This window comes from Methanimicrococcus hongohii, from assembly GCF_032594095.1.
Taxonomy (GTDB): Archaea; Halobacteriota; Methanosarcinia; order Methanosarcinales; family Methanosarcinaceae; genus Methanimicrococcus; species Methanimicrococcus hongohii.
On the sequence record NZ_CP131059.1, the window covers coordinates 1,502,467 to 1,524,800 of the forward strand.

Below are 22,334 nucleotides of genomic sequence, written 5' to 3' on the forward strand. Positions count from 1 at the left end.
TTTTGTACTTTTTTTGTTTATTAAATAAAATCAGATTAAAAAATCAAACAACCTTTCCGGTTGCCGTAAATCTCTGATTTTCTTCCAAACTCGCAAACAGGAACAAATCTTCTTTGCTGTAAGCGATTTTTTTGCCGCCTTCAAGCTTTAAAATTCCCGTTTCGTTCGCGTTAAGCATTTCTTTTTCAACGCCGCCGACCGTAATTTTTTTCACTCGAACGGGATCGGATTGAAGACCGACAAATAAATGCAAAACATCATCCAATTGAACGCCGCCTTTTGCGAATTTTGAAAGCGTGCATTCCATTTCAAATTCGGACGCGACAATTTCGCTGTTTGAAAGCAAAAAACCGCGCTCAAGTTCACGTTCCAAAAGACCTTTGAGACCGACGCCGACGCGTGAGCCGGTGCCCGTTTCTTTGACATCGACATCATGCGTTTGAATAGAGCGGATATCGACTTTTTTATCCACAGGATACAAACCGATTTTATCATGCGTGTGAATCGTTCCCTGCAAAACTTTCCCCAAAATGACGATTCCGATACCGGTCACGTTGAAAAAATGGTCAATCACAACGCGCGGCGGTAAACCGTCTTTTGTTCTTTGTTCGGCTTCAATTTCGCCGCCGAGTTTGTGGATTTGTTCTTTGAGTTCATCAATTCCTTCAAAAGCGTTCGGCGCGTCTTTATTTGTATTGAGCGCGACAACTTCCCAATTTTCAAGAACAGTTCCTGCCGTGATTTTTTGAAGTTTTTCTTTAAAAGCGTCAATTTCCATTGCATAGCTGGTATCGGATTTTGTAATCGCGATAATGCCGCGTTTAAACTGAAGCAGATCAAGCGCCACCATACATTCGCCGACGATCGGCGTCAATCCGTTGGGCGTCACGCAAAGAATTGCCATGTCGGACAAATTGAGCGCGGCAACGATTGATTTCATCGATTTCGGATAAGATTTCGCGTCGATGTAAACATATTTTTGTTCGTGGCGGTCATCGTTGAATAAAGTAATGTCGGAATCCGTTCCTTTTTTGCCGAGTTTGGATCCGAGAGAAGTGCGTCCGGATTGTTCGTCACCGATAATTGCAATGTTTGTCATTCCTGTCCGTCCTTAAAAATGATTGAGATAATAATGAAATGATAAATGAAAATGTTGAGATAAATAATTGAAATATTGAAATATTCAAATAATTGAAATATTCAAATAATTGAAATATTCAGATAATTGAAATAATGATTCTAAAACCTGTTCCAAATATATGAGTTTTGTCAGATTCTGATTCGTTGTTTTTATTTTTCATCCGACAAAGATTTTCTCATAATAATGCCGACACCCGACGAATCGTCACCGCTGTCGGAATTTTCAAGGACAGGGAAAAAGTCTGAAATTTTATCAACCGTTACAAAACCTTCCTTTTGATACATTTTGTAAGCGTTCTGCCAATCACTGTTGACGAGCAGGATTGCGCTTTTCAATGAATATTCTTTTGAAACATGATTGAGAAGTTCCGTAAAAAGCCGTTTCCCGATTTTTCCGCCGCGAACAGCGGGGTTGACCGCCACGGATGAAATGTAAAGTTCTTCGCCCAAATCGCTGTGTGTATCGTAAACGGAATGGTTGAGACTGAAATTCGAATACGGAATTTCTTTTGAATAATTCCAAAGTTCGGAAGAAATATAGCCTGCAATTGTTTTTTCATTTTTTTTGTTATTTTTATTATTTTTATTATTTTCGCCGTCACCAATGCTGTCGCTTTCGATTTCGGCGATTAAAAAACCGTCCGGAAATGCTGCAATTCTGTCTTCAAACACTTTTTTGGATTCAATGACTTCCGGATGAAACGAAAGATGTTCGATTTCCATGATAGCGTCAATGTCCTCAGCATTTGCTTTTCGAATTGAAACAGACGGTAAATTTTCCATAGGGAAAAGAGAGTTTGGAACTTAATAAATGTTGAGATTTTTAATTGAAATGAATAAATTCAATAACAAATTCAATAACAAATTCAATATTTTCCGTTTTCCGTGAAAATATCAATATTCTGTCCTTTAAAATCAATATCATTCGTCCATAAACAAAAATCGTTATGCAAACAAACCGAAATGATATGCAGATCATTAAAATCCAAATGAGCAAAATAATCGGGATCTATTATATTTTGAAATAACAACGATCTTGAATAATTCGGGTTAATGATTTTGATGTCGTTTAAAATAATCTGAATTGCAAAACAAATCTGCCGAATCGTAATTTTTCCGTCATCTTTTTGTCGATAATCTTTAAATTTTAATTGAGCAGGACTCAAATTGTTTTTTCGGCAATATAAATAATAAGCTTCCCGCAGCCAACGATTATAAAATTCGGAAAGAACAACAATATCTGTAAACAACGATGTTTGATGCCTTAAAAACATCTCAAAATCACGTGAGCAGTAAGAATTTAAAAAAGACTTTTTACCGGGCATCCACAAAGAAATCAAAATATTCGCATCAATAAAAATGCTTTTTTCTGTGACATTCATAATGTGGTGAGACCTGTAAATGTCCATAATTAAATCTCCAGCATGCTTCCGAATGTAGAATTATATGCTTCAGGGTCCTGATGATATTTTTGAGTATGAACAATAACCATATCAATAATATTTTCATGGTCTTCGGACATGTCTTTAAATTCGATTAAATCTCTGATTTGAGACCCTTCGAAATCTTCAGGAACTAAAATGAGAAAAGAAAAAAATGCCGGAATAGCCTTAGAAATGCCTGCAAATGATAAAATGACTTTACCATGATTTCCAATCTCTCTCTTAATTTCGGAATAAACTTTTTCACCATTTTCAAAAGAAACAGCGAATTCGCTGTCGATTATTTTACATATATTCAGCGTATTTGTCAAAATATTCACCATTTTTATTTTCAAATTTTTATTTTTTTATTTTCATTTTTTTCGAAGTATACCCATGAATTGATTTAACAATCCGATAAAAATCGTAATACTTAAAAAAGATTTTTAAATTGTTTTAAAGAAATAGAATGAAAAAAATAAATTTAAAATGAGAAATTAAAACAAAAAGAAAATACAAAAAAATACAAAAAAATAAAAAAGAAAATAAAAGAAGGTGTCAGCCTCCTTTAAACTTTAAATTCATTCCAATGTCGGAATCGCCAAAAGCAAACTTCTGCGCGTGATAATTCCGACCAGTTTTTCATTATCATCCACAATCGGAACGATACCGATATTTTTGTTGGCCATGCAGCTGACGATTTGCTCAGTCGGCGTTGTCGGCTTTGCCGTCAGCGGATTTCTGGACATGACATCGGCAACCAAAAGCGTTTTGACTTGCGCTTCCTGGTGGTTGTCAGGAACATTATCCTTAAATTCCTGGAAAGCAACGGCGACATCACGCTCGGAAATGATTCCGACAAGTTTGCCGTCTTCCATAACCGGAATTCTTCCGATATTGTTTTCAAGCATCAGGTAACGGGCGTGAACCAAACGTTCGCTTGAATTGATTGTGATAATGGTTTTGTCGAACATGACATCTCTTGCCTGGCCGCCGAAATCATAAGAGGCAATCAATTCATTCGGCGTAATCCAGCCGAGAACTTCGATTTCGTCTTCCGAGACCAAAAGCACGCCGCCCTTTTCTTTCAGGATTTTTGCGGCAACAGCGAATTTTGTGGCAGGCTTAACGAATGTATAATTATCCGTAACAGCCGTGATCACAGGGAGAGAGGAAGCAGGCTTTGTTCTTTTTTTCGTTCCAAGCTCCTTGGCAAGACTGCGCATCGTCAAAATGCCCGTCACTCCTCCTTTGTGCGTAACAAGAAGGCGTCGGGTATCTTTCTTCTCCATAATACCGAGCGCATTTGAAATCTTTGCCGATTTATCAATTGTCGGGGGAGCGACCATGATATCTTTAACCTGCATATTATTTTCACCTTTTGTGATTGAATTTGATTTAGGTTAATGTATGTCGTTTTTGAAATTAAATATGAAATTAATTTTGAAATTTATGTTTATTTTTTATGTTTATTTTTTATGTTTATTTGATTGGTTTTCTGCCGACCTTTTTCTTATTCTTGAGATCCGTTTTCGGCAAGCCATTTCAGAATATCATTTTTCGAAATCATGCCTGAAACTTTTCCGTTCTTCGTGACCGGAAGAGAGACAACATTGTTGTCAATGATTTTTTTAGCGGCGCTCGCAATGGATTCGCTGACGTCGGCTGCAACGATATTGGTCATAATATCTTCTGCGATAAACGGAACATCAAGCGCGTATCTGGCCGCTTTGGAAGAAGATTTCTTTGCTTCCTTAATGCTTCTTTTACCGTCCGCATCAATTAATTCGCTTGCTGAAAGGTCTTTGACAGACACGATTCCGACTGCTTTTTCATTGTTATCCATGACAATGACTTTTTGGACATCACTCTTTTTCATTTCATCAATAACGTGATTGAGCGTATGGCTTGTGTTGACAGTGACCGCTTTTCCGGTCATGGCATCGCCGACGCGTCCTTCGACTGCGGTTTCGGCTGCATATTTGATCATGTCTGTTTTTGAAACGATTCCGATAACCTCTTTTTCAAAGACGGGAATGTGATCAATATTTTTTTCAACCATCAGCTTGGCCGCCTCAGATGCCGACACATTCGGCGAAAGCGTTACAACATCGGTTGTCATGACGGATTTGATCGGGATTTGATCAATCGGTCTTCGTTTCCAAGCCGCTTCTTCTGCAAAAAGCTTCATGTTCAAGTCGGATTTGGTAAAGATACCTAAAATCATCGGGTCGTCGACGACCAATATTGAACCGACTTTATATTTCATCATGAGATTTCTGGCGCGTGCAACCGTTTCATCGGGCTCAACAACGTAAACCGGCGAACTCATGATATTTTTCATTTTCATGGATTTTCCTCCTATGCGACTCGGCATTAAATTTCCGGAAAAATGAAGCATTAGATCTGATTTTGATTCTTTCAAATCATCTTCGTTTTTAATCCGTTTTTATTTTTCAATTTTTATTTGATAAATTAATTTAATGAATTTTTAAACTAATTTTTTAAATGAATTTAATTGGTTTTTATTGAATTTCAACTCATTTTTAAATTAATTTTTGTCATTATTTTTTTGTTTGTTTGTCTGTTCATCTGTCCTGCAATTTTAATTAATTTAATTTTATATTTATTACATTTGATTGAAATTCAATTGTGAAATTTTGAAAGTCAATCCATATGAAATTGAAAGAATTAAAGCCGCAAGTTATTCAAAAGATGACGGCGAATCGCTGAAATTTGAGAGCGAAAGCTCATCTTCATTTGAATACGACAGAAATGATCTCCGGATCTGATTTCTCAGACATTTCAATAACCACTTCCGCAAATCCGTTTTAAACCATAAGGTTTCAAAACAAAAGGCAGTCGTAATTTATCGACCGATTTGCGTTTAAACGCGGGTTTGCTGGAATCAGAAATGTCATCGAACAAAAATGCTCTGGTATTGGGTTTTTGTATCATTTGTTTCCCCCAAAATTAAATTTCCGGATAAATTAAAGACAACTTTTCAGCATATATACTTTTTTAGATATAATAAAAGAGATAATTCGGCTAATATAAAATAAATTTTAGAAAAACAAAGATAATAATTTAGGAAAGATTTCTATTAGAGAGATTATTTCAAACCCCCTGATTTCCGATGGAGAAAATGAAAAAACGATTTGCTTTGACACAATAACAAATACATAATTTTTTAAATGTTCCATATTTCTATGATTGCCGCTGCCATCAGGTTTGCATTTGCTGCTGCCATCAGGTTTCTGTTTGCCGCTGCCATCAGGTTTCTGTTTGCCGCTGCCATCAGGTTTCTGTTTGCTGCTGCCATCGGGTTTCTGTTTGCTGCTGCCATCGGGTTTCTGTTTGCTGCTGCCATCAGGTTTCTGTTTGCCGCTGCCAATCAGGTTTCTGTTTGCCGCTGCCAATCAGGTTTGCATTTGCTGCTGCCATCAGGTTTCTGTTTGCTGCTGCCATCAGGTTTGCATTTGCCGATGCCATCGGGTTTGCATTTGCCGATGCCATCGGGTTTGCATTTGCCGATGCCATCGGGTTTGCATTTGCTGCTGCCAATCAGGTTTCTGTTTGCCGCTGCCGACAACTTTCCGCTCGGCGGGCAGCTGCCGCCGCCGCGCGAGCCGCATAATTTTTGAAAAAATAATCGAAAATGCAACTATCATTTTTGAAAAAAGAATCGAAAAATACGACTATCATTTTTGAAAAAAGAATCGAAAAATGCGACTATCATTTTTGAAAAAAGAATCGAAAAGAGAACTGCGCTTTTTAAAAAATAAATAACGAGTTATTGATTTTCGAAATGAAAATGTAAAAAAACAAAAAAGAAACCGGATTCAATTTATAATCCGATTTCTTTTGTTTAATTTTAAATTATAATAAAATTATAATTCGATTACAAAATCGCAATTCTTGTTCTGTTGCCGGCGCTCAGCTCGATTTCCTCGTTCATGCCGAACTTGGAGAAAGCGTCGCTGATGCGGACGGTCATGCCGATCTGGACACTGTTGACGATTTCTGCGTGCTCGCCCCAAAGTGAAACACGGATTTTGCCGGTGTCATCTTCAAGCTCAATGTTTGAAACCATGCTCTGCGTGCCGTCATCTCTTTCAAATTCACGGAAGTCGCCGATTTCAATCACGCGGCCCTGAACGGAATAAGATTTGCCCGGAAGAATGTCATTGATATTATCGAATTTTTCCATGTACTGAACTTCATTTTCAGCGGCGACAACGCTTCCGCGAGAGCCGACATTGAGTTCAACCGACTGACTGAAATCGTTCATTCTGGAATAAGCGTTTAAAACGTCAACGGATTCGCCGAAATCAAATTCATCTAAATAAATGGTTTTGTCATCCCAAAGACTGACGCGGATTTTACCGGTGTCATCGCCGATCGTGATTGTTCCGATCGTTCCTTCGCTGCCGTCTTTTCTGTTGAATGTGCGGACATCTGAAATGTCTAAAATGACGCCCGTGAGGTTAACGCCGTTCATGCCGTCAGTGATTTCGGAAACTTTCAAAAACTTCTGCTCGTATTCGACTTCAGAATCTGCAATTTCGACAACGCTTGAATTGCCGAGTGAAATTTCAACTTTCTGAGAGAAATTGTTGACTTTAGAATAAGCATTTTGGATCTTAACGGAATTTCCGATGTCAAGCTCGTTGACAAGTTCAGCCTTGTCATCCCACATGCTGACACGGATGGTGCCGGTCGAGTCGCCAATCGTCATATTTGCAACGCGTCCTTCGCCGCCGTCTTTGCGGGTAAATGTTTTGATCTGGCCGAGGTCCAAAACTTTTCCGAGAACAGTAAGATCGTTCATGCCGTCTTTGATTTCATCGATTTTACGAACAGGAATTTCGTATTCGACTTCCTCATCGGAAAGCGCAAAAACGCCGTTGTTGCCGACGTGAACTTCGGGACCGTTTAAACCTCTTTTGGTGTAGCCGGAAACATTAATGCTGCATCCGGTTTTGATGTCGCCGCTTTCGATTGCATCGACTTTGGAATCCCAAACGGAAATTCTGATTCTTCCGGTCGAATCGCCGGCCATAACGGTTGCGACGCGGCCGACAGTGCCGTCAGCGCGGTTGAATTCGCGCGGGTCATAAATCGTTAAAACTTTTGCGGCAAAAGAAATGTTGCCGCTGTTTTCATCAATGGAGTCGATCATAACGACTTCTCTTTCAGTTGCGGAAATGCCGAGATCGCTTAAAACAAGACGCGCGCACATCTCATCATCACAAAGACCGCCTAAAGCTTCTTTTCTTTCCTCGACTTTTGCAACAAAGTCGTCGTAGCTGATCAAATTCTGTACTTTTTCATAGATTTCTTTGAGTTCTGCCATTCTTATTACCTGACTTTTTGATTCGATATAGTTCGAAATATTTGACGAAAACATTCGATATTGAACCTTATAGACAAGACGTTGACATATTCAATAGTCTGATAAACCGGAATGTCTGAAAAATGATTAGTTTGGGTACACGGACAAGGGCTGATTTAAAAAACAATTGAGATGTAATGAATTGTTGAAGGGTTAAATTGGTTAAACTCAATACTTCTTTCTTCTATTTGAGTCTGCCGTTTAAATTGAATTTTCTTTTATATTTTAGTATTTTTCCATTAAATACATTTTAAAAAAATAAAAAAAGTAAATATAGCTAAAGACTTCTATCATCATTTATGGACTCGATACAGATGGTAACGAAAAAAATCACACAAGGAGGTTTTTTCAATGAGTACTGAATCAGAAATTGAAAATGTCATTAAAAAGTATTCCAATGATGATAATTTTAAAAACGGTCATTTAAAAAATAATCTGAAATGTGTACAAATGCTCAAAAATTTGCAAAAAAGAGGATTAATTGTACCGCAAAACAATTTGATGTCTGATGAAAAAAGACATGCGCTCGTTCCCATTAACAAAAAAGCATTTTAAATTTACTTTAAAATACTTTTTTATAATTCATTTTTAAATAATTTTTATGGATGCGTTTTTTTACTAATACTGCCCCCGATATTTGAGCAACTTTATTATATTAAAAATGCTGTTTATTCTGTATATGATTCGAAGATGCGAGGAGCACGGATGTTTCCGGGGAGAAGCTTGTCCGGATTGCGATCAAGAAGGGCAGTTCATTTTGGATGAAGAGCGTGAAGACCGCTTGGGGCGCTTCATCGCAGGCGCTTTAAGACATTTCCCTGCCAAGCTCGGGCTTTCTATGTTTGAAGACGGCTGGGTCAGCATCAACGCTTTGACCAATGCTGCCACTCGCAAATACAAATGGCCCAAAAAGTATCACATTTACGCGCTTGTCGAATCAGATGTCAAAGGAAGATATGAAATTTCGGGCGGCAAAATCCGCGCCGTTTACGGTCATTCCATTGACGTGAATTTGGATTACCCGCTTTATGAAGGCGAATTCGCTTACTACGGCGTTGTTCCCGAAGAAGTGGACATCATTTTAGAAGAAGGCATTCTGCCCGTCAAACAAAGATATGTTCATTTGAGCACGACGCTTGAAAAAGCAATTGAAGTCGGCATGATACATTCGGAAAACCCGTCCATTTTTAAAATTGACGCGGCAGCCGCAATCGATGACGGTTTAAACATCATGGTTGCCAACGAAGATATTTTATTGGCCGATGAAATTCCGGCAGATTATATTTTGGAAATTTATGAATAAATTTCCTGACATTTCTTTTTCTGATTCTTATTAATTTCATAATTCATTTTTTGTTTTTCATTTGGGTTTTATTTGGGTTTCCGCTTGGAGTCGGGTTTTCGGTTTCTGCTTGGAGTCAGGTTTGCATTGCCGCAGCAATCCGTTCCCGCCGGCGGCTGCCGCCGGTCGACCGCGCGCGAACTGCTCCGTTTTTCATTAATTTTAATTTCGTGCCTTCTTTTTATTTAATTTTTATTTCGATCCCGCGTTCGTTTTTGTTTATTCTTATATTCAATTATATTTTTCAATTGTATTTCTAAACAAAATTACCACAAACCTTATTAAATCAAAATATTGTTTATTCTTTGTTTGTTTTTCAAACGTTATTTGCCGAAAGAAATTCGGTAACGAAATGAAAAGCAAGCGCCAAATTTGCAATTTGTATATAATTACATTTTATGTAATTGAACTTTGAAATTACCAAATCAATTTTATATAAAATGAATAATATTGCGAATAGACGGTTTATTATAAACCGCAATCACCTTCATAATCAGATTTCAATCAGATGCAAAAGGCATCTTTTACCAGAAATTAAAAAATTATTTAAAAAAAATTATCAACATCGATTGACTCAAAAGACAGATACAGCAATTAAACAGTTCTGCAAAAATCGATTCAAATCATATCAATAAAATCAACAGGTGACAGCACTAAAGGATGAGTGCGATTTTAACCTGATTTTACACCCGCGCTGAAAATTTCAAAAATCAATGGCAAACCCGGTCGAACCAACAAACAAGTGAACGACAATTTAAGCCAATTGATGAATTAAGCGCCGAATCACAATTATTTCATTTCAAAATGAAAACGGCGAAAGCCGGCAAAACACTGCAGCCGAACACAGAAGCTGAAGGCAGCTTTCGGATGCGGAACAAGCAATAATTCACATCATCGTATTACCCGTCGTAATTATCGTTGTTATACAACACGTTTAACACATTTATGACACGAACCAAACTTACACAAATCAAACTCAGACTTAAAGATAAAAAATCATCTGCAAGCCGAATGATTCGGGTTTTAAATAAAATAATTTTAAAATAAATAATATATTAAAATATTTTAAAATATTAAATAAAATTTAAAAACACGATCGGCTGCATAATCATTTCAATCTTAATTTCAGTCTTATTTCCGTAAAACAAATTCAATGTCGCTTGAATTTCAGATGATTCAAATCAGATTTCAAATCAGATTTCAAATCAAATTTCAAATCAGATTTCAAATCAAATTCCGCGAACAATATAGAATTTCTTTCAACGGCTTAAAATGTAAAAAGCGTTTAAGCGTTTTTCATAAAACCTGACGTTTTTGGTTTGGTCATTACGATTTTGCCGTATGCGCGCAAAGCGCGCCGATATTTGCAAATTATGTGAATAAATTGTTTTGTTTTCGGGCTGCACAACTGATGTTTGCCCGCTTGTTCTGCCGTACATTTGAAAAAATGAATATTTGAATGATTGATTTTGAATCTTTTTTGGAACTGCTGCTTGTTTCTCGTTTTCTGTTCTTTTTGAGTTTTTGGATCCCGCGGGAGACAAAATCATGCAAAATGAAGATACAACAAAATATATTATCAGAACAAAAATCACCGCCGACGGCGTTATTGAACGCCCCGATATTGTCGGCGCTATTTTCGGCCAAACTGAAGGCCTTCTCGGAACCGATTTGGATTTACGCGAACTTCAAAAAACAGGACGTATCGGCAGAATCGAAGTCATGGTCACAACCAAGAACGGCAAAACGCGCGGAAATATTTTCATTCCGTCCAGTTTAGACAAAGTCAAAACATCCGTTTTGGCCGCCTCTCTTGAAACGATTGACCGTGTCGGGCCGTGCGTTGCCAATATTGAAGTGACAAAAATCGAAGATGTCCGCGCTTCAAAACGCGTCGACATTGTCGAGCGCGCCAAAGACATTTACAAAACAATGTTTGAAGACGACTTGCTTGAAGCACAGGAAATCACAGACGTCATCCGCGAATCTGTTCGTGTCGAAGGCATTACTTCATACGGCAAAAACAAACTTCCCGCCGGTCCCGAATACAATTCCAATGAAATTATCGTTGTCGAAGGCCGCGCCGATGTTTTAACGCTTCTCAAATACGGTATTAAAAACACGATCAGTGTCGGCGGCACAAACATTCCGCCGGAAGTTGTTGATTTGCTCAAAGGCAAAAAAGTCACCGTTTTCACAGACGGCGACCGCGGCGGCGAATTGATCATTCGTGAATTGATTCAAGTCGCAAATGTTGATTACATCGCCCGCCCGCCGGACGGAAAAGCGGTTGAAGATATGGTTCAAAAAGAAATCGTGCTGGCGCTTCGCCGCAAGATGACAAAAGACCAATATATCGAAAAATTCGGAATCGTTCTCCCGGCTTCTAAAAGAACAAGAAAAACGGTTGAGTCGGAAAGATCTGTACGCGCCGGAACCGTTAAAACGATTGAAAAGAGCGCGCCAAGCACATCGAAAAGAGTTTCTACGATTCGAAAAACTGCCGTTCCCGCAACTGCCCGCAGAAATGAAAGAAATGATGAGGAAGAAGAAATCCCCGTCAGAAGAAGCCGTACCGAAAGGCTGGCAGAAAGACCCGAGCGCAGAAGAATTTCCGAAAAAGCCGATGAAGTTGAAGCAGAAGAAAAACCTGTCAGACAGCTTCGCGCAAGAACTGTGAAACCGAAAGCAACAACAGAAGAGATGGACGACATCATTGCCGTCAAATATGTTGATTTGGACAAGGAATCGGAAGCCGTTTTTGAAGAAGCGGCGGAAGAGAGACCAAGACGCGGACGCAGACCGGCTGCAAGCGCTGTTGCCGATATCGAAGAAACGGTTGAAGAAGAGCCGAGAAGATCTCCGAGAAGCCGTGACAGAGAAAGCAGCGGACGCGAAGAAAGAACGGAAAGAGTACCGCGTGAAGAAAGAACATCACGTGAAGAAAGAACAGCCCGTGAAGAAAGAGCACCGCGCGAAAGAAGTGACAGAAACGACAGAGACAATAGAGACAGAAATTCAAGAGACAGGAGAGAAAGAAATGACGAGCCTGTCAAGGAAAAGAAGCCTGAGATTCCGGCGCCGTTTGATAAGGAAATGGAAGCGCTTACCGGCACGATGTCTTCTAAAATTTTGGATGAAAGCAATGTTGTTATTGCCGAAATGCCCGTCAGAGAATTGGCCGGCGCATTGAAAGCAGGTGTCAGCGGCGCAAAATCCGTTGTTTTTGACGGTGTTGTTTCACAAAGAATTGTTGATCTCGCCGCTGACCAAGGCGTTGAAAACTTAATCGGATTGAAGAACGGCAACGTCGTTAAGATGCCGGCAACCATGAAAGTTTTCACGGCTCAGTAATTTGAAAGAAATCAATAATAAAATCAGAATGAATAAAAACAAATAATGCTGCTGTCATGGTCGACAGCAGTAATCTTCTTTTTTTAAATTTAATCAATTTATTAAAAAATTGATAAATCGTGTTGATTTAAATCACAATGATTTAAAACGATCAATAAATTAATCAAAAATAATCGTTAAACGTAAAGCATATTTTTAAACATAAAAATTTTTTAAACGTAAGGCGGATATTCTTTTTTATCAGATTCGGATTGAGGATAACGTTCTTCGTACCAAATTTTAGATCTTTCAACTTCTTCCCGGCTTCTTTCTTTCTTTTCGGGCTTTTTCTTCATTTCCGTTTCCGCCGGACTTGGAACAGCATCGAAATTCATTTGTTCCATTAAAATTTCGGCTTTTGATTTTTGCTGTTTTACAGGAACAGCCGGGCTGTATCCGACTTCTTCAAAAACGATTTGCCGGTTTGCATTTGCAAAAGCGTCGGGTTTACCGGATTTATTATTTTGAAAGATTTTTTGCTCGAAAAGATTTTCTTTTTGCTTCGGAGCATTTTGAATTTTGATTTCTTCATATTGAACGTGAACAGATGAAACTTTCATTTGATTGAAATGTTCATCATCCGGCCAATTTGATGATTTCTTTGAAAACGGTGTTTGCTGTTTCTGGTTTTCTGCTTTAGGCATTTTTTTCGGCTCAAATGCAGGCCATCTGAACTCGGATTTGCGGGCCGCAGACGCAGACTCGGATGCAGGCGCAGACTTGGTTGCAAGTGCAGGCGTGTTTGCCGGCGTATGTGCGTTTGCTGCTGCGGGAGCAGATACAGCAGATGCAGATTCGGGCGCAGATTCGGGTGCGGACTCTGTCACGGATTTCGAAACGAAATCGGACATCGACACGGTCGGAACGGTTTTTGCTCCGGATTTGGATCGGATTTCCGCTTCATAATCGGCTTGCTGCTCTTCTTTTGAAATTTCCGTTACCGAAGCGAATTGATTATTTGAAGGAGAATCTGTCGTGTTTTTTGTGCTTTCTGTTGTGTTTTTTACACTTGCCGCTGTATTTTTTGCGCTTTCTTTTGAATTTTCCCTTGAATTTTCTCTTATATTTCTTCTTGAAACGGGTTTTTCACCGACAACGATTGTTCCAAAAGGTGTTTCAACCGTTTGCGGAATTGTTTCAGATTCAGAATCGATGTCATCGCCTGTTTCGCCGACGATTTCAACTTCATCTGATTCGGCTGTCGGAACACTGACCGGACGATCTGTTTGTGAACCTGCAAATGCGGAAACTGTAAAGGATTTCGGAGAAGATTCATCTGTTTCATCAATTATTTCAACGTCAAATTCTTCCGACTGAAGATCGGTTTCGGTGCCAAGCTGAATGTTTTCGCTTGCGGTTTCCATCGGAAATGCAGGGGTTGACAATGGTTGTGAATCAGGTGAATTTGCGCGGCTCACGGATTCATTTTTGTTTATATGAGATTCAATTGATTCGGCTTTAATTTCATCGGAAATATTGTTTTCAAAAATGAGTTCTTCCGAAACCGTTTGTGTATTCTTAACATCTTGGGCGCCCTTAATATCCTGAATACCCTTAATATCTTTGATATAATCTGTGATTTCTTTTTCATTTCCGTTTTCATATTCGTTTCCGTTTTCTTCATCCTTTTCGTCTTCTTTTTCGAGTTCGGCAACCGTATTCGCTCGAACGGTTACTTTTGTGATGACGCCGATTTTCTTGATGTCGGCCTTTCCGATGACTGTCAGCGTGCTGCTGTTTGCGTAACCGACGACGCATTCGGGCATGATTGTGATGTTGCCGCCGCTTTCAACGGAATTCACGATCACATTTTGAAAAAGAGAAACGTCGGAATCCGCTTTTATATTTCCTTTGATTTTAGAGCGGGAACCGATAATGATTTTGTCGGCCGTTAAATTGCCTTCGACGAGACAGCCTTTTCCAAGCTGAATGTTGCCGTTGACTTTGATATTTTTCCAAAAGCGGACACCGGGACCGGCAATAACGTTGCCCTTGACGGTAACGTTTTGATCGATAATAGAATTTTTTGGAATAATGTAAGTGTTTGATGGCGAATGAAAACGAATATTCTTGGAAGAAATCATAAGAATAGAAATCACTTACAATTATTTAAATCATGGTCAAAAATTTTGCTCGGCTCCGCCTCACAAAATTTCAAAGGCAGTGAAAGGCGGTGTTTGTAAAAAATCGCTCTGCGATTTTTTAGGCTTCGCCGGTTTGCAGCGGGAGGTGTTTATTGAAAAATCGCTTACGCGATTTTTCGCCGGCTGCGCCGCCGCCGACGCGTGCGCGTGACCGGATTTTAAATAAATGATGCAAAAACCAACCCGATTTTTTAAAAAGCAAAAACAAAAATCGACCAATTTTTTAAAAAAACAAAAACAAAAATCAATCAAATTTTTCAAAGACTCAAAAAAATCGTTTTTTTCAAAAAATGAAAATAAAAATAAAAAGAGAAACTTATTCTTCCAACCCTTTGGACATTTCAACGTACCAAAGCGCATTTTTGATTGTCGCCTGTACTTCTTCTTCGGTCACTTCGCGGACGATTTTTCCGGGAACGCCGAGTACCATGCTGCGCGGCGGAATGATCTTTCCGGTCGGAACGAGCGCGTTGGCGCCGACGATGCTGCCTTCGCCGATGACGGCGCCGTCCAAAACGGTTGAGCCCATCCCAATCATAACGTTGTCTTCGATAATTGCGCCGTGAATAATTGCACCATGTCCGATTGTAACGTTTTTGCCGATAATTGTCAGCTGACTGATGTTGCTGTGAAGAACACAGTTGTCCTGAATGTTGCTGTTTTCACCGATTTTCATCGGGCCCGCGTCGGCGCGGATAACGGCGCCGTACCAAACATTTGTGTTGTCTGCAAATTCGACATCGCCGATGATTGTTGCGTTTTTTGCTTTTCTTAACATGATTAAGCCTCAAATTTCGAATATAATTAAAAAATTAAAATATCCTATTTTGTTTTTTCGGAAAAAATCAAAAAATGATATTGATTAAATCATTCAAATTCAAAAATATAAAAACCGAAAAATAAAATGAATCAAAACAAAAATGAAATCAAACAAAAATGAATCAAAACAAAATGAAAATAAATCAAAAACAAAAAAAGAAGGATTGTTTCAGAACAATCCCGTAATAATGTTTGTGATCAGCTCTACAATTTTAATGCCTGATATTTCTAAAACGACATAGGCGCCGACAAATGTTCCGATCATGCTTCCGACGTTGGCAAGCGCCGCGACATAGATGACTTTAAAGAACGGATTGCTGTTCAATTCTTTGAAAGTTTCTGCATTCATCATATTTTTCATGTCTTTTGTTGTCGGTTTTCTGCTGCCTGCTTCCGCGAGACCGGCAAACCAGCCGGCTGCAAGAAGCGGATTAACGGAAGTAAACCACGCGAGCAGGAAAGCGACCGCTGCCGATCTGAGTTTGCCGCCTGCAAGCAGAACACCGATTGCGCTGAGAACGCCGTTGATTAGAAACCAGGAGCCGAACGCTATCAAAAGCGTTTCAGGCGTCATATCCGGATAGGTAATAACGGCGTAAATGATGTAGGCAAAGAGAAGCAAAACAAGCGCAATAATGCCGTAGCTGATGATTTTAAGTAAACTGAATCTCTTTTTCGGAATCACGTCAAGTTCTGCAAGATTCGGGATGCTTGACGGGGTGTTCAAATATTTCATAACGCCTTGGCGGTGACCGGCGCCGATGACGACGACGATTTTTTTGCCGGGTCCGGCTGCCTGAACGGTTCTGAGAATATTTCCGGCCAAATAAGCGTCGCGCTCGTCAATCAAAACAGATGCGGCTGTCGGCGAAAGATGGCGGAATTCTTCAATCATTGCCGTGACGACATCTTGATCGGTCATGTTGTTGATATCGAATTCAACTTCTTCTTCGTCTCCGAAAAACATTCCTTTGACGATGGTATAAGCCATCTTGAGCTTCTCGCCGAAACTGAGTTTCGCTAAGAAACGTTTGAACGTTGTTTGAATATCACGGTCGATGAGCGCGATTCCTGCGCCGACTTCCTGAGCGCCTTCGACGGCGGCCATCATTTCGGATCCCGGCGGAACACCGAGCTGCTCGCCCATCTTTTTCTGCATGTAAGCTAAAAATCCGTAAAGAAGATAATAAAAAGTTTGACCGGGTTTGAGAACGTCTTTAAATGAAATTTCGGAATCGCCTGTATCGGGTTCCGTCATTCCTTTGTATCTGTTGGGATCTAATTCAACGGCGACAATATCCGGTTTTTCTCTTTCGATGGTTTCACGAACTTCACGAACGCTTTTTTCTGAAACGTGCGCCGTTCCGATAAGAATGATTTGCGTCGGATTAATACCTTCGCCCGCTTCTGTTACGGGAACAATGTTATCGAAATTTGATATTTCAATCTCTGATGTTTCATTGTTTGATGTTCCGTTGTCTGAAGAAGAGTCGCCGGCTTCTTGTACTTGAGCGGAAGATGAATCGGATAAATCAGCAACGCTGTCCGAGTTCGAGACGGAAATGCTGCTCGAATCGGTCGGCTCCGAAAAACTGTGAGTGTATTCGTCTTCGTTTTTCATGATTGTGAGACTCAAAATTTAATTTTAATAAATGAATTTTAAGATAATATGAACTTAATCAATTTAAATTTCTTTAATGAATTCAGAATTATTTCTTAACGGCTTATTCTATTTAAAACAGATTAAATGATTTGACTTTTTGAAATTCTGATTTGTTAATTTTATTGGCTTATATTGACTTTATGAATTTTTATTTCAGCTTTTATTTTCAATTTTTATTTCAGTTTTTTTAGTTTTTGTTTCAGCTTTTATTTCGGATTTTATCTTGAGGAAACGATTTAAATACAATTAAAAATTCAATTTTCATGAATAATCGATATATTTTAATTAATTTGATTGATTTTGTTTTTGAAATCCGGTCTGATATGAAATGTTGAGCGATTAATGATTTTAAGCATCGGAAATTAAAGATTATTTTAAGATTTTAAAATAATCAAATTTCTATTATATGTCGCTTGTTTTCGATTATTCGCTAAGTATATTGTAAAAAATGAGAAAATTAAAAGTAATAAATAAAAAATTAAAATAAAAATTTAAAATTAAAAAATAAAATTGAGGAAATTTAAAATTAAAATTAAATTGAGGAAATTTAACACCAGGAGAGAGAAAATGAAATTAGAAGGAAAGGTTGCAATCGTTACCGGTTCAACATCGGGAATGGGCAGAGAATCTGCAAAACAATTCGCTCGTGAAGGCGCAAAGGTTGTTGTTGTCGGCAGAAACGAAGATCGTGCCAAAGAAGTTGTTGAGGATATCAAAAAGGAAGGCGGCGAAGCAACTTATGTAACAGTCGATATGACAAAAATCGACACTTTGAAAACGATTGTTGACAAGGCTGTTGACACTTACGGAACGGTTGACATTTTGTTCAACAACGCCGGTATGCTTTCAACGACTCCGATTTTAGATTTAAAGCTTGAAGAATGGAATGATGTTTTTAATGTGAACGTAACGGCTGCGCTTTGTTTGGCTCAGCTTGTCGCGCCGATTATGAAAAAGAACGGAAAAGGTGTCATCATTAACACGACTTCTGTTGCCGGCTACGCGGCTCACCACGGATTTGCAGCTTACGTGACAACCAAACACGCTGCTGAAGGTTTAACAAAGTCAATGGCTTTTGAATTGGGACCGGAAATCAGAGTGAATGCCATTGCGCCGGGTGCCATTCACACGGCAATGGTTGACAGCGTCGGCGGACCGGAAGCGCTGACCGGAATGATTGAAGGCGCGCCGCTTAAAAGAATCGGTCAGCCAATTGACATCGCAACAGTTGCCGTTTTCCTTGCGTCAGATGACTCTTCATTCATGACAGGACAAAGTCTCAGAGTTGACGGCGGCTTCGATATCTGAATTGAATTTGAAAAAAAAATGGAATAACCCGAAAAATTTGTCGGGTTATTTTTATTCATTATTTTAATTTACTGATTTTACCAAAAATAAAAATAATATTTATCAAAACGCATCCGCTTTTGTTTTGTTTTTTTCTTTGAAACTGTCTTTCAGATAAATCGCTGTCATCAGGTCTGTTCTTGAAATGATGCCGATCATATTTCCTTCGTCATCTGTCACAATAAGACGACCGATGTTGTTGGCGCCCATTTCGCTGAAAGCTTCTAAAGCGGTGACATCTGCTTTGACGGAAACGGCTTCTTTCATCACGTCTTTGACAGTGAAAGCATAGCGTTCGGCTTCATTGACAACGCGGGCGTCATCAACGGTAACCATACCGATAACGATGCCGTTTTTGGTAACCGGATAACCCGGATGTTTCTTTTGGAAAACAAAATTGATGAAATCATTCAGTGACATGGACTCATCAACCGTATCAATATCGGTTGTCATGATATCTCTGACATCGATACCTTCTAAGACGGTTGTCATTTTAAACATTTTTCCTTCTTCTGATGCTGAAATGTAAAGGAAGAGCGCTAAGATGGCAAACCACCATTGGAATGTTAAAATGGAAATAATCGCCAAAACAACGGAAAATCCTTTTCCGATTGAAACGGCTGTGTTTGTTGCTTCTTCATAGGAACTTCTTTTAGCAAGCCAGGCGCGAAGAACGCGGCCGCCGTCCATCGGATAAATCGGAAGAAGATTGAAAATGCCGAGAAGCAGATTCAAAGATCCGAGAAGAAAAATCATTGTCGGAATGCTGCTTGTGAAAGTTGCAATGCCTTCGGTGATCCAGTTTGCAACATCGGAAACGCCGAAGATTGAACCGTAAAAGAAATAATTGAATGCCAAAAGAACAGCACCGATAACGATATTTGAAAGCGGTCCGGCTAATGAAATTTTCAATTCTTGAGACGGATCCATATGATTCATATTTTTGCTGTTTTCAGGATTTTCAATTGCAGACATGCCGCCAAAAAAGAAAAGCGTGATGCTTTGAATGTTAGCGCCGTAAGATTTGGCGACAACTGAATGTGCCAATTCATGAATCAAAAGCGTCACGAAGAAAAGAGCAGCTGTCAGACACGCCAAAATATATCTTGCAATCGGCGGTTCAACATAACGGAAACCGAAAGGCCACCCGGTAATTGCAAAGATAAATGCGAAAAGCAGGAAAACCAAAAGAAATGTGATATGAATGTATATCGGGATTCCTTTAATGGTTGCGATTTTATAACTCATAGTTTATAAATTGAAATTATCCGAATATATAAGTTACTGATTTTATGATTTGATTTTATTATCTGAGTTCGGATTCAGCATCTGATTTTAAGTATTTCTCTTTGATTTGAATTTCTCTTTGATCTGAATTTTTGTTTGAATTTCTCTTTGATTTGAATTTTTGTTTGATTTGATCTTGCGATTGAATTTTTGTTTGTATTTTGAATATTATTTCAGTCAAATTTTTCTATTGTTTTTTCTTATTGTTTTTTCTTATTGTTTTTTCTTATTGTTTTTTCTTATTGCTTTGTTTATTAATTTCGATTTGAAAATTTCTGTTCGTATTTTTCTTTTTTGTGAATTTTCAATATTTTTAAAATTTATTTTTATTGATGTCTCTTATAATCGCTTTTGGATTTTATTTTTTTAAAATGAATGAAAATAACCCCTTTGTTTCGTGTGGAAAGTATATAAGCGCCCGCCCCCCCATAATTTCCATTGAAACATTTTTAGAAAAAAATCAGACAAAAAAACAAAAAATAAAATTTCGATTTTATTTTTGTTGTTAAAACAATGTTGTTGAGTTAAGAAATTTTAAGTATTTAAATGTATTGAAATAACAAAAAATAATAAAATTTTATTTTATATTATTAAAAATATTCATAAACGGTATAAACTCAGCAAAAAACAATAGAAAAAATAGAGTTTGAAAAAAGTTTAACTTTACTGAAAAGAGAAAAGAAATATATATTTTTTAATGCCGTTGCTCAACTCCGATTTGTTCAAAAAACTCCAGTGGAAATAATGGGGTTGGTCTGAAATTTATTATTTTTGATTTCTTGTGGAAAAATAATAAAAATTCGGTTAAAAATCAAATTTTTGGTCAAATATTAGTTATTTAATTTGCAAATATTAATCATTTAATTTAATGTCTGGATTGTTTGGACAAAATTCCATTGTAAATTTACTGTATTCTAATTATTTAATTCCGTCAAGCAAATTATAAATATTAACTTTTGGTTTTTGTGTGTCATGAATGAAAAAGGCATTTCTGAAAAAGAATTATTTGCCGAGCTTGGCTCTTTTTCAAATGCCGACACGAATTTTAAAAAAGTTTTCAGTTCAATGTGCACGATTCCGCATCCTGTTGCCGTCAAAGCACAACAGCAATTTTCTTTGTCAAACATCGGTGATCCCGGTTTATTTCGCGGAACTTGTGAAATGGAAACCGAAGTCATAAAAATGGCTGCCGGCATATTAAATCATCCCGATTCGAAATCGGCTTTCGGACATTTGACGTCAGGCGGCACAGAATCAAATATTGAAGCTGTTCTTCACATGAAAAATCGTTTTTCTGATTTTTCTCCCGGGTCCTCTCCTGATTCCGGTTCAAAATTGAACTTGATTGTTCCGAAAACCGCTCATTTTTCATTTGAAAAAATCGCAAATTTACTCGGAATCGAACTTAAAAAAGCGGATATTGATTCAAGTTTCAGAGTTATTCCAGAATCGGTTGAATCTTTAATTGATAAAAACACAATCGGTTTGATCGGAATTGCCGGCAGCACGGAATTCGGCGAATGTGATCCGATCGAACAATTGTCGGAAATCGCAGTCAAACATAATCTGCCGCTTCACATTGACGCCGCTTTCGGCGGTTTTGTTTATCCGTTTTTAAATCAATCACAATCGAATTACAATACAAAATTCGCTTTTGATCTTCCCGGCGTCACATCTGTTTCGCTTGATCCTCATAAAATGGGACTTTCAGTCATTCCTTCAGGCATTCTGATTTTCAAAGACAATTCCGTTCTCAGTTCTTCATTGGATAAAATCAAAGTCAAAACACCGTATTTGACGAGCAGATACCAATCCACGCTGACCGGAACGCGCCCCGGTTCATCCGTTGCCGCAACTTACGCCGTCATGAAACATCTCGGCGTTGAAGGTTATCAAAAAAATGTCGCGTATTGCATGGATTTGGTTGATCATTTCCAAAAAGAACTTAAAAAAATCGGTTTGAAACCCTGTATTCCGCCGGCAATCAATATCATTACAGTTGCCGTCAGCAGCGAATCTGATAAATTCGATAAAGCGGCCGCTCATGAAAAAACAGAAAAAATTCGATCGCAGCTGCTTGAAAAATACGGCTGGAATGTTTCGGCAACAAAAACAATTCCCGCGCTCAGATTTGTTTTAATGCCTCATATCACAAAAGAAGATATCAGTGAGTTAATTTCTGATTTGAAAAAAGAATTGGATAAAAAAACAGTCTGAAAAAAGAATTGGATAAAAAAACAGTTTGAAAAAAAATTGGATAAAAAAACAGTTTGAAAAAAAATTGGATAAAAAAACAGTTTGAAAAAAAATTGGATAAAAAAACAGTTTGAAAAAAAATTGGATAAAAAAACAGTTTGAAAAACAATGTAAAAAAATAGCGATA

Annotated in this window: 19 protein-coding genes; 8 read left to right on the forward strand and 11 right to left on the reverse strand. The window is 38.3% G+C overall.

All coding sequences use genetic code 11. The features are described 5' to 3' along the window. Positions 1 to 43 precede the first annotated feature (43 nt). The 6 genes from MmiHf6_RS06805 to MmiHf6_RS06830 form a co-directional block, all read right to left on the reverse strand. Complete coding sequence (locus MmiHf6_RS06805) at positions 44 to 1,099, reverse strand: EF-Tu/IF-2/RF-3 family GTPase (protein ID WP_316557043.1); 1,056 nt, start codon at positions 1,097 to 1,099, stop codon at positions 44 to 46. A gap of 191 nt (positions 1,100 to 1,290) precedes the next feature. After that, the gene (locus MmiHf6_RS06810) at positions 1,291 to 1,923 is read right to left on the reverse strand and encodes a GNAT family N-acetyltransferase (RefSeq protein WP_316557044.1); all 633 of its coding nucleotides are present in this window, start codon (positions 1,921 to 1,923) and stop codon (positions 1,291 to 1,293) included. 628 nt (positions 1,924 to 2,551) lie between these two features. Beyond that, on the reverse strand, positions 2,552 to 2,893 hold the full coding sequence (locus MmiHf6_RS06815; RefSeq protein WP_316557045.1) for an STAS-like domain-containing protein: 342 nt from the start codon (positions 2,891 to 2,893) through the stop codon (positions 2,552 to 2,554). Between the two features lie 249 nt (positions 2,894 to 3,142). Beyond that, complete coding sequence (locus tag MmiHf6_RS06820) at positions 3,143 to 3,928, reverse strand: CBS domain-containing protein (protein WP_316557046.1); 786 nt, start codon at positions 3,926 to 3,928, stop codon at positions 3,143 to 3,145. Between the two features lie 146 nt (positions 3,929 to 4,074). Then, positions 4,075 to 4,938, reverse strand: a complete 864-nt coding sequence (locus MmiHf6_RS06825; protein WP_316557047.1) for a CBS domain-containing protein — start codon at positions 4,936 to 4,938, stop codon at positions 4,075 to 4,077. A gap of 813 nt (positions 4,939 to 5,751) precedes the next feature. After that, the gene (locus MmiHf6_RS06830) at positions 5,752 to 5,931 is read right to left on the reverse strand and encodes a hypothetical protein (RefSeq protein ID WP_316557048.1); all 180 of its coding nucleotides are present in this window, start codon (positions 5,929 to 5,931) and stop codon (positions 5,752 to 5,754) included. Between MmiHf6_RS06830 and MmiHf6_RS06835 the strand changes: the two genes are divergently transcribed. Then, positions 5,919 to 6,272, forward strand: a complete 354-nt coding sequence (locus MmiHf6_RS06835; RefSeq protein ID WP_316557049.1) for a hypothetical protein — start codon at positions 5,919 to 5,921, stop codon at positions 6,270 to 6,272. The two genes, MmiHf6_RS06830 and MmiHf6_RS06835, sit on opposite strands and share 13 nt — an antisense overlap. A 190-nt stretch (positions 6,273 to 6,462) precedes the next feature. Here the strand turns inward: MmiHf6_RS06835 and MmiHf6_RS06840 are convergent, their stop codons facing one another. After that, positions 6,463 to 7,917, reverse strand: a complete 1,455-nt coding sequence (locus tag MmiHf6_RS06840) for an OB-fold nucleic acid binding domain-containing protein (protein WP_316557050.1) — start codon at positions 7,915 to 7,917, stop codon at positions 6,463 to 6,465. Between the two features lie 390 nt (positions 7,918 to 8,307). Between MmiHf6_RS06840 and MmiHf6_RS06845 the strand changes: the two genes are divergently transcribed. The 4 genes from MmiHf6_RS06845 to dnaG all read left to right on the forward strand — a co-directional run bounded on the left by MmiHf6_RS06845 (position 8,308) and on the right by dnaG (position 12,652). Further along, positions 8,308 to 8,511, forward strand: coding sequence for a hypothetical protein (locus tag MmiHf6_RS06845; protein WP_316557051.1), 204 nt, complete (start codon positions 8,308 to 8,310; stop codon positions 8,509 to 8,511). A 124-nt stretch (positions 8,512 to 8,635) separates the two neighbouring features. Then, positions 8,636 to 9,259: an RNA 2'-phosphotransferase gene (locus MmiHf6_RS06850; protein WP_316557052.1), complete on the forward strand. Its 624-nt coding sequence runs from the start codon at positions 8,636 to 8,638 to the stop codon at positions 9,257 to 9,259. Between the two features lie 61 nt (positions 9,260 to 9,320). Next, positions 9,321 to 9,458, forward strand: a complete 138-nt coding sequence (locus MmiHf6_RS06855; protein ID WP_316557053.1) for a hypothetical protein — start codon at positions 9,321 to 9,323, stop codon at positions 9,456 to 9,458. Between the two features lie 1,388 nt (positions 9,459 to 10,846). Beyond that, complete coding sequence (gene dnaG / locus MmiHf6_RS06860; RefSeq protein ID WP_316557054.1) at positions 10,847 to 12,652, forward strand: DNA primase DnaG; 1,806 nt, start codon at positions 10,847 to 10,849, stop codon at positions 12,650 to 12,652. 212 nt (positions 12,653 to 12,864) lie between these two features. Here the strand turns inward: dnaG and MmiHf6_RS06865 are convergent, their stop codons facing one another. Further along, entirely contained in the window at positions 12,865 to 14,790 is a 1,926-nt protein-coding gene (locus tag MmiHf6_RS06865; protein WP_316557055.1) for a bactofilin family protein, read from the reverse strand. Between the two features lie 64 nt (positions 14,791 to 14,854). Here MmiHf6_RS06865 and MmiHf6_RS06870 point away from each other — a divergent pair, with 64 nt between their 5' ends. Beyond that, a complete protein-coding gene (locus MmiHf6_RS06870) occupies positions 14,855 to 14,986 on the forward strand; it encodes a hypothetical protein (RefSeq protein ID WP_316557056.1) in 132 nt (43 codons plus the stop codon). 165 nt (positions 14,987 to 15,151) lie between these two features. Here MmiHf6_RS06870 and MmiHf6_RS06875 read toward each other — a convergent pair whose 3' ends face one another. Further along, complete coding sequence (locus MmiHf6_RS06875) at positions 15,152 to 15,613, reverse strand: gamma carbonic anhydrase family protein (protein ID WP_316557057.1); 462 nt, start codon at positions 15,611 to 15,613, stop codon at positions 15,152 to 15,154. Positions 15,614 to 15,823: 210 nt separating this feature from the next. After that, positions 15,824 to 17,275: a TraB/GumN family protein gene (locus MmiHf6_RS06880; RefSeq protein ID WP_316557058.1), complete on the reverse strand. Its 1,452-nt coding sequence runs from the start codon at positions 17,273 to 17,275 to the stop codon at positions 15,824 to 15,826. 609 nt (positions 17,276 to 17,884) lie between these two features. Between MmiHf6_RS06880 and MmiHf6_RS06885 the strand changes: the two genes are divergently transcribed. Then, positions 17,885 to 18,625, forward strand: coding sequence for an SDR family NAD(P)-dependent oxidoreductase (locus MmiHf6_RS06885; protein ID WP_316557059.1), 741 nt, complete (start codon positions 17,885 to 17,887; stop codon positions 18,623 to 18,625). Between the two features lie 102 nt (positions 18,626 to 18,727). Here the strand turns inward: MmiHf6_RS06885 and MmiHf6_RS06890 are convergent, their stop codons facing one another. Then, positions 18,728 to 19,912: a site-2 protease family protein gene (locus MmiHf6_RS06890; RefSeq protein ID WP_316557060.1), complete on the reverse strand. Its 1,185-nt coding sequence runs from the start codon at positions 19,910 to 19,912 to the stop codon at positions 18,728 to 18,730. Positions 19,913 to 20,923: 1,011 nt separating this feature from the next. Here MmiHf6_RS06890 and mfnA point away from each other — a divergent pair. Further along, a complete protein-coding gene (gene mfnA, locus MmiHf6_RS06895; protein WP_316557061.1) occupies positions 20,924 to 22,168 on the forward strand; it encodes a tyrosine decarboxylase MfnA in 1,245 nt (414 codons plus the stop codon). Positions 22,169 to 22,334 lie beyond the last annotated feature (166 nt).

Coding starts and splice junctions, on each gene's coding strand:
- MmiHf6_RS06805 (WP_316557043.1), bottom strand. CDS start 1,099: ATGACAAACATTGCAATTATCGGTGACGAACAATCCGGACGCACTTCT.
- MmiHf6_RS06810 (WP_316557044.1), bottom strand. CDS start 1,923: ATGGAAAATTTACCGTCTGTTTCAATTCGAAAAGCAAATGCTGAGGAC.
- MmiHf6_RS06820 (WP_316557046.1), bottom strand. CDS start 3,928: ATGCAGGTTAAAGATATCATGGTCGCTCCCCCGACAATTGATAAATCG.
- MmiHf6_RS06825 (WP_316557047.1), bottom strand. CDS start 4,938: ATGCCGAGTCGCATAGGAGGAAAATCCATGAAAATGAAAAATATCATG.
- MmiHf6_RS06830 (WP_316557048.1), bottom strand. CDS start 5,931: ATGGCAGCAGCAAACAGAAACCCGATGGCAGCAGCAAACAGAAACCCG.
- MmiHf6_RS06840 (WP_316557050.1), bottom strand. CDS start 7,917: ATGGCAGAACTCAAAGAAATCTATGAAAAAGTACAGAATTTGATCAGC.
- MmiHf6_RS06845 (WP_316557051.1), top strand. CDS start 8,308: ATGAGTACTGAATCAGAAATTGAAAATGTCATTAAAAAGTATTCCAAT.
- MmiHf6_RS06850 (WP_316557052.1), top strand. CDS start 8,636: ATGATTCGAAGATGCGAGGAGCACGGATGTTTCCGGGGAGAAGCTTGT.
- dnaG (WP_316557054.1), top strand. CDS start 10,847: ATGCAAAATGAAGATACAACAAAATATATTATCAGAACAAAAATCACC.
- MmiHf6_RS06875 (WP_316557057.1), bottom strand. CDS start 15,613: ATGTTAAGAAAAGCAAAAAACGCAACAATCATCGGCGATGTCGAATTT.
- MmiHf6_RS06880 (WP_316557058.1), bottom strand. CDS start 17,275: ATGAAAAACGAAGACGAATACACTCACAGTTTTTCGGAGCCGACCGAT.
- MmiHf6_RS06885 (WP_316557059.1), top strand. CDS start 17,885: ATGAAATTAGAAGGAAAGGTTGCAATCGTTACCGGTTCAACATCGGGA.
- MmiHf6_RS06890 (WP_316557060.1), bottom strand. CDS start 19,912: ATGAGTTATAAAATCGCAACCATTAAAGGAATCCCGATATACATTCAT.
- mfnA (WP_316557061.1), top strand. CDS start 20,924: ATGAATGAAAAAGGCATTTCTGAAAAAGAATTATTTGCCGAGCTTGGC.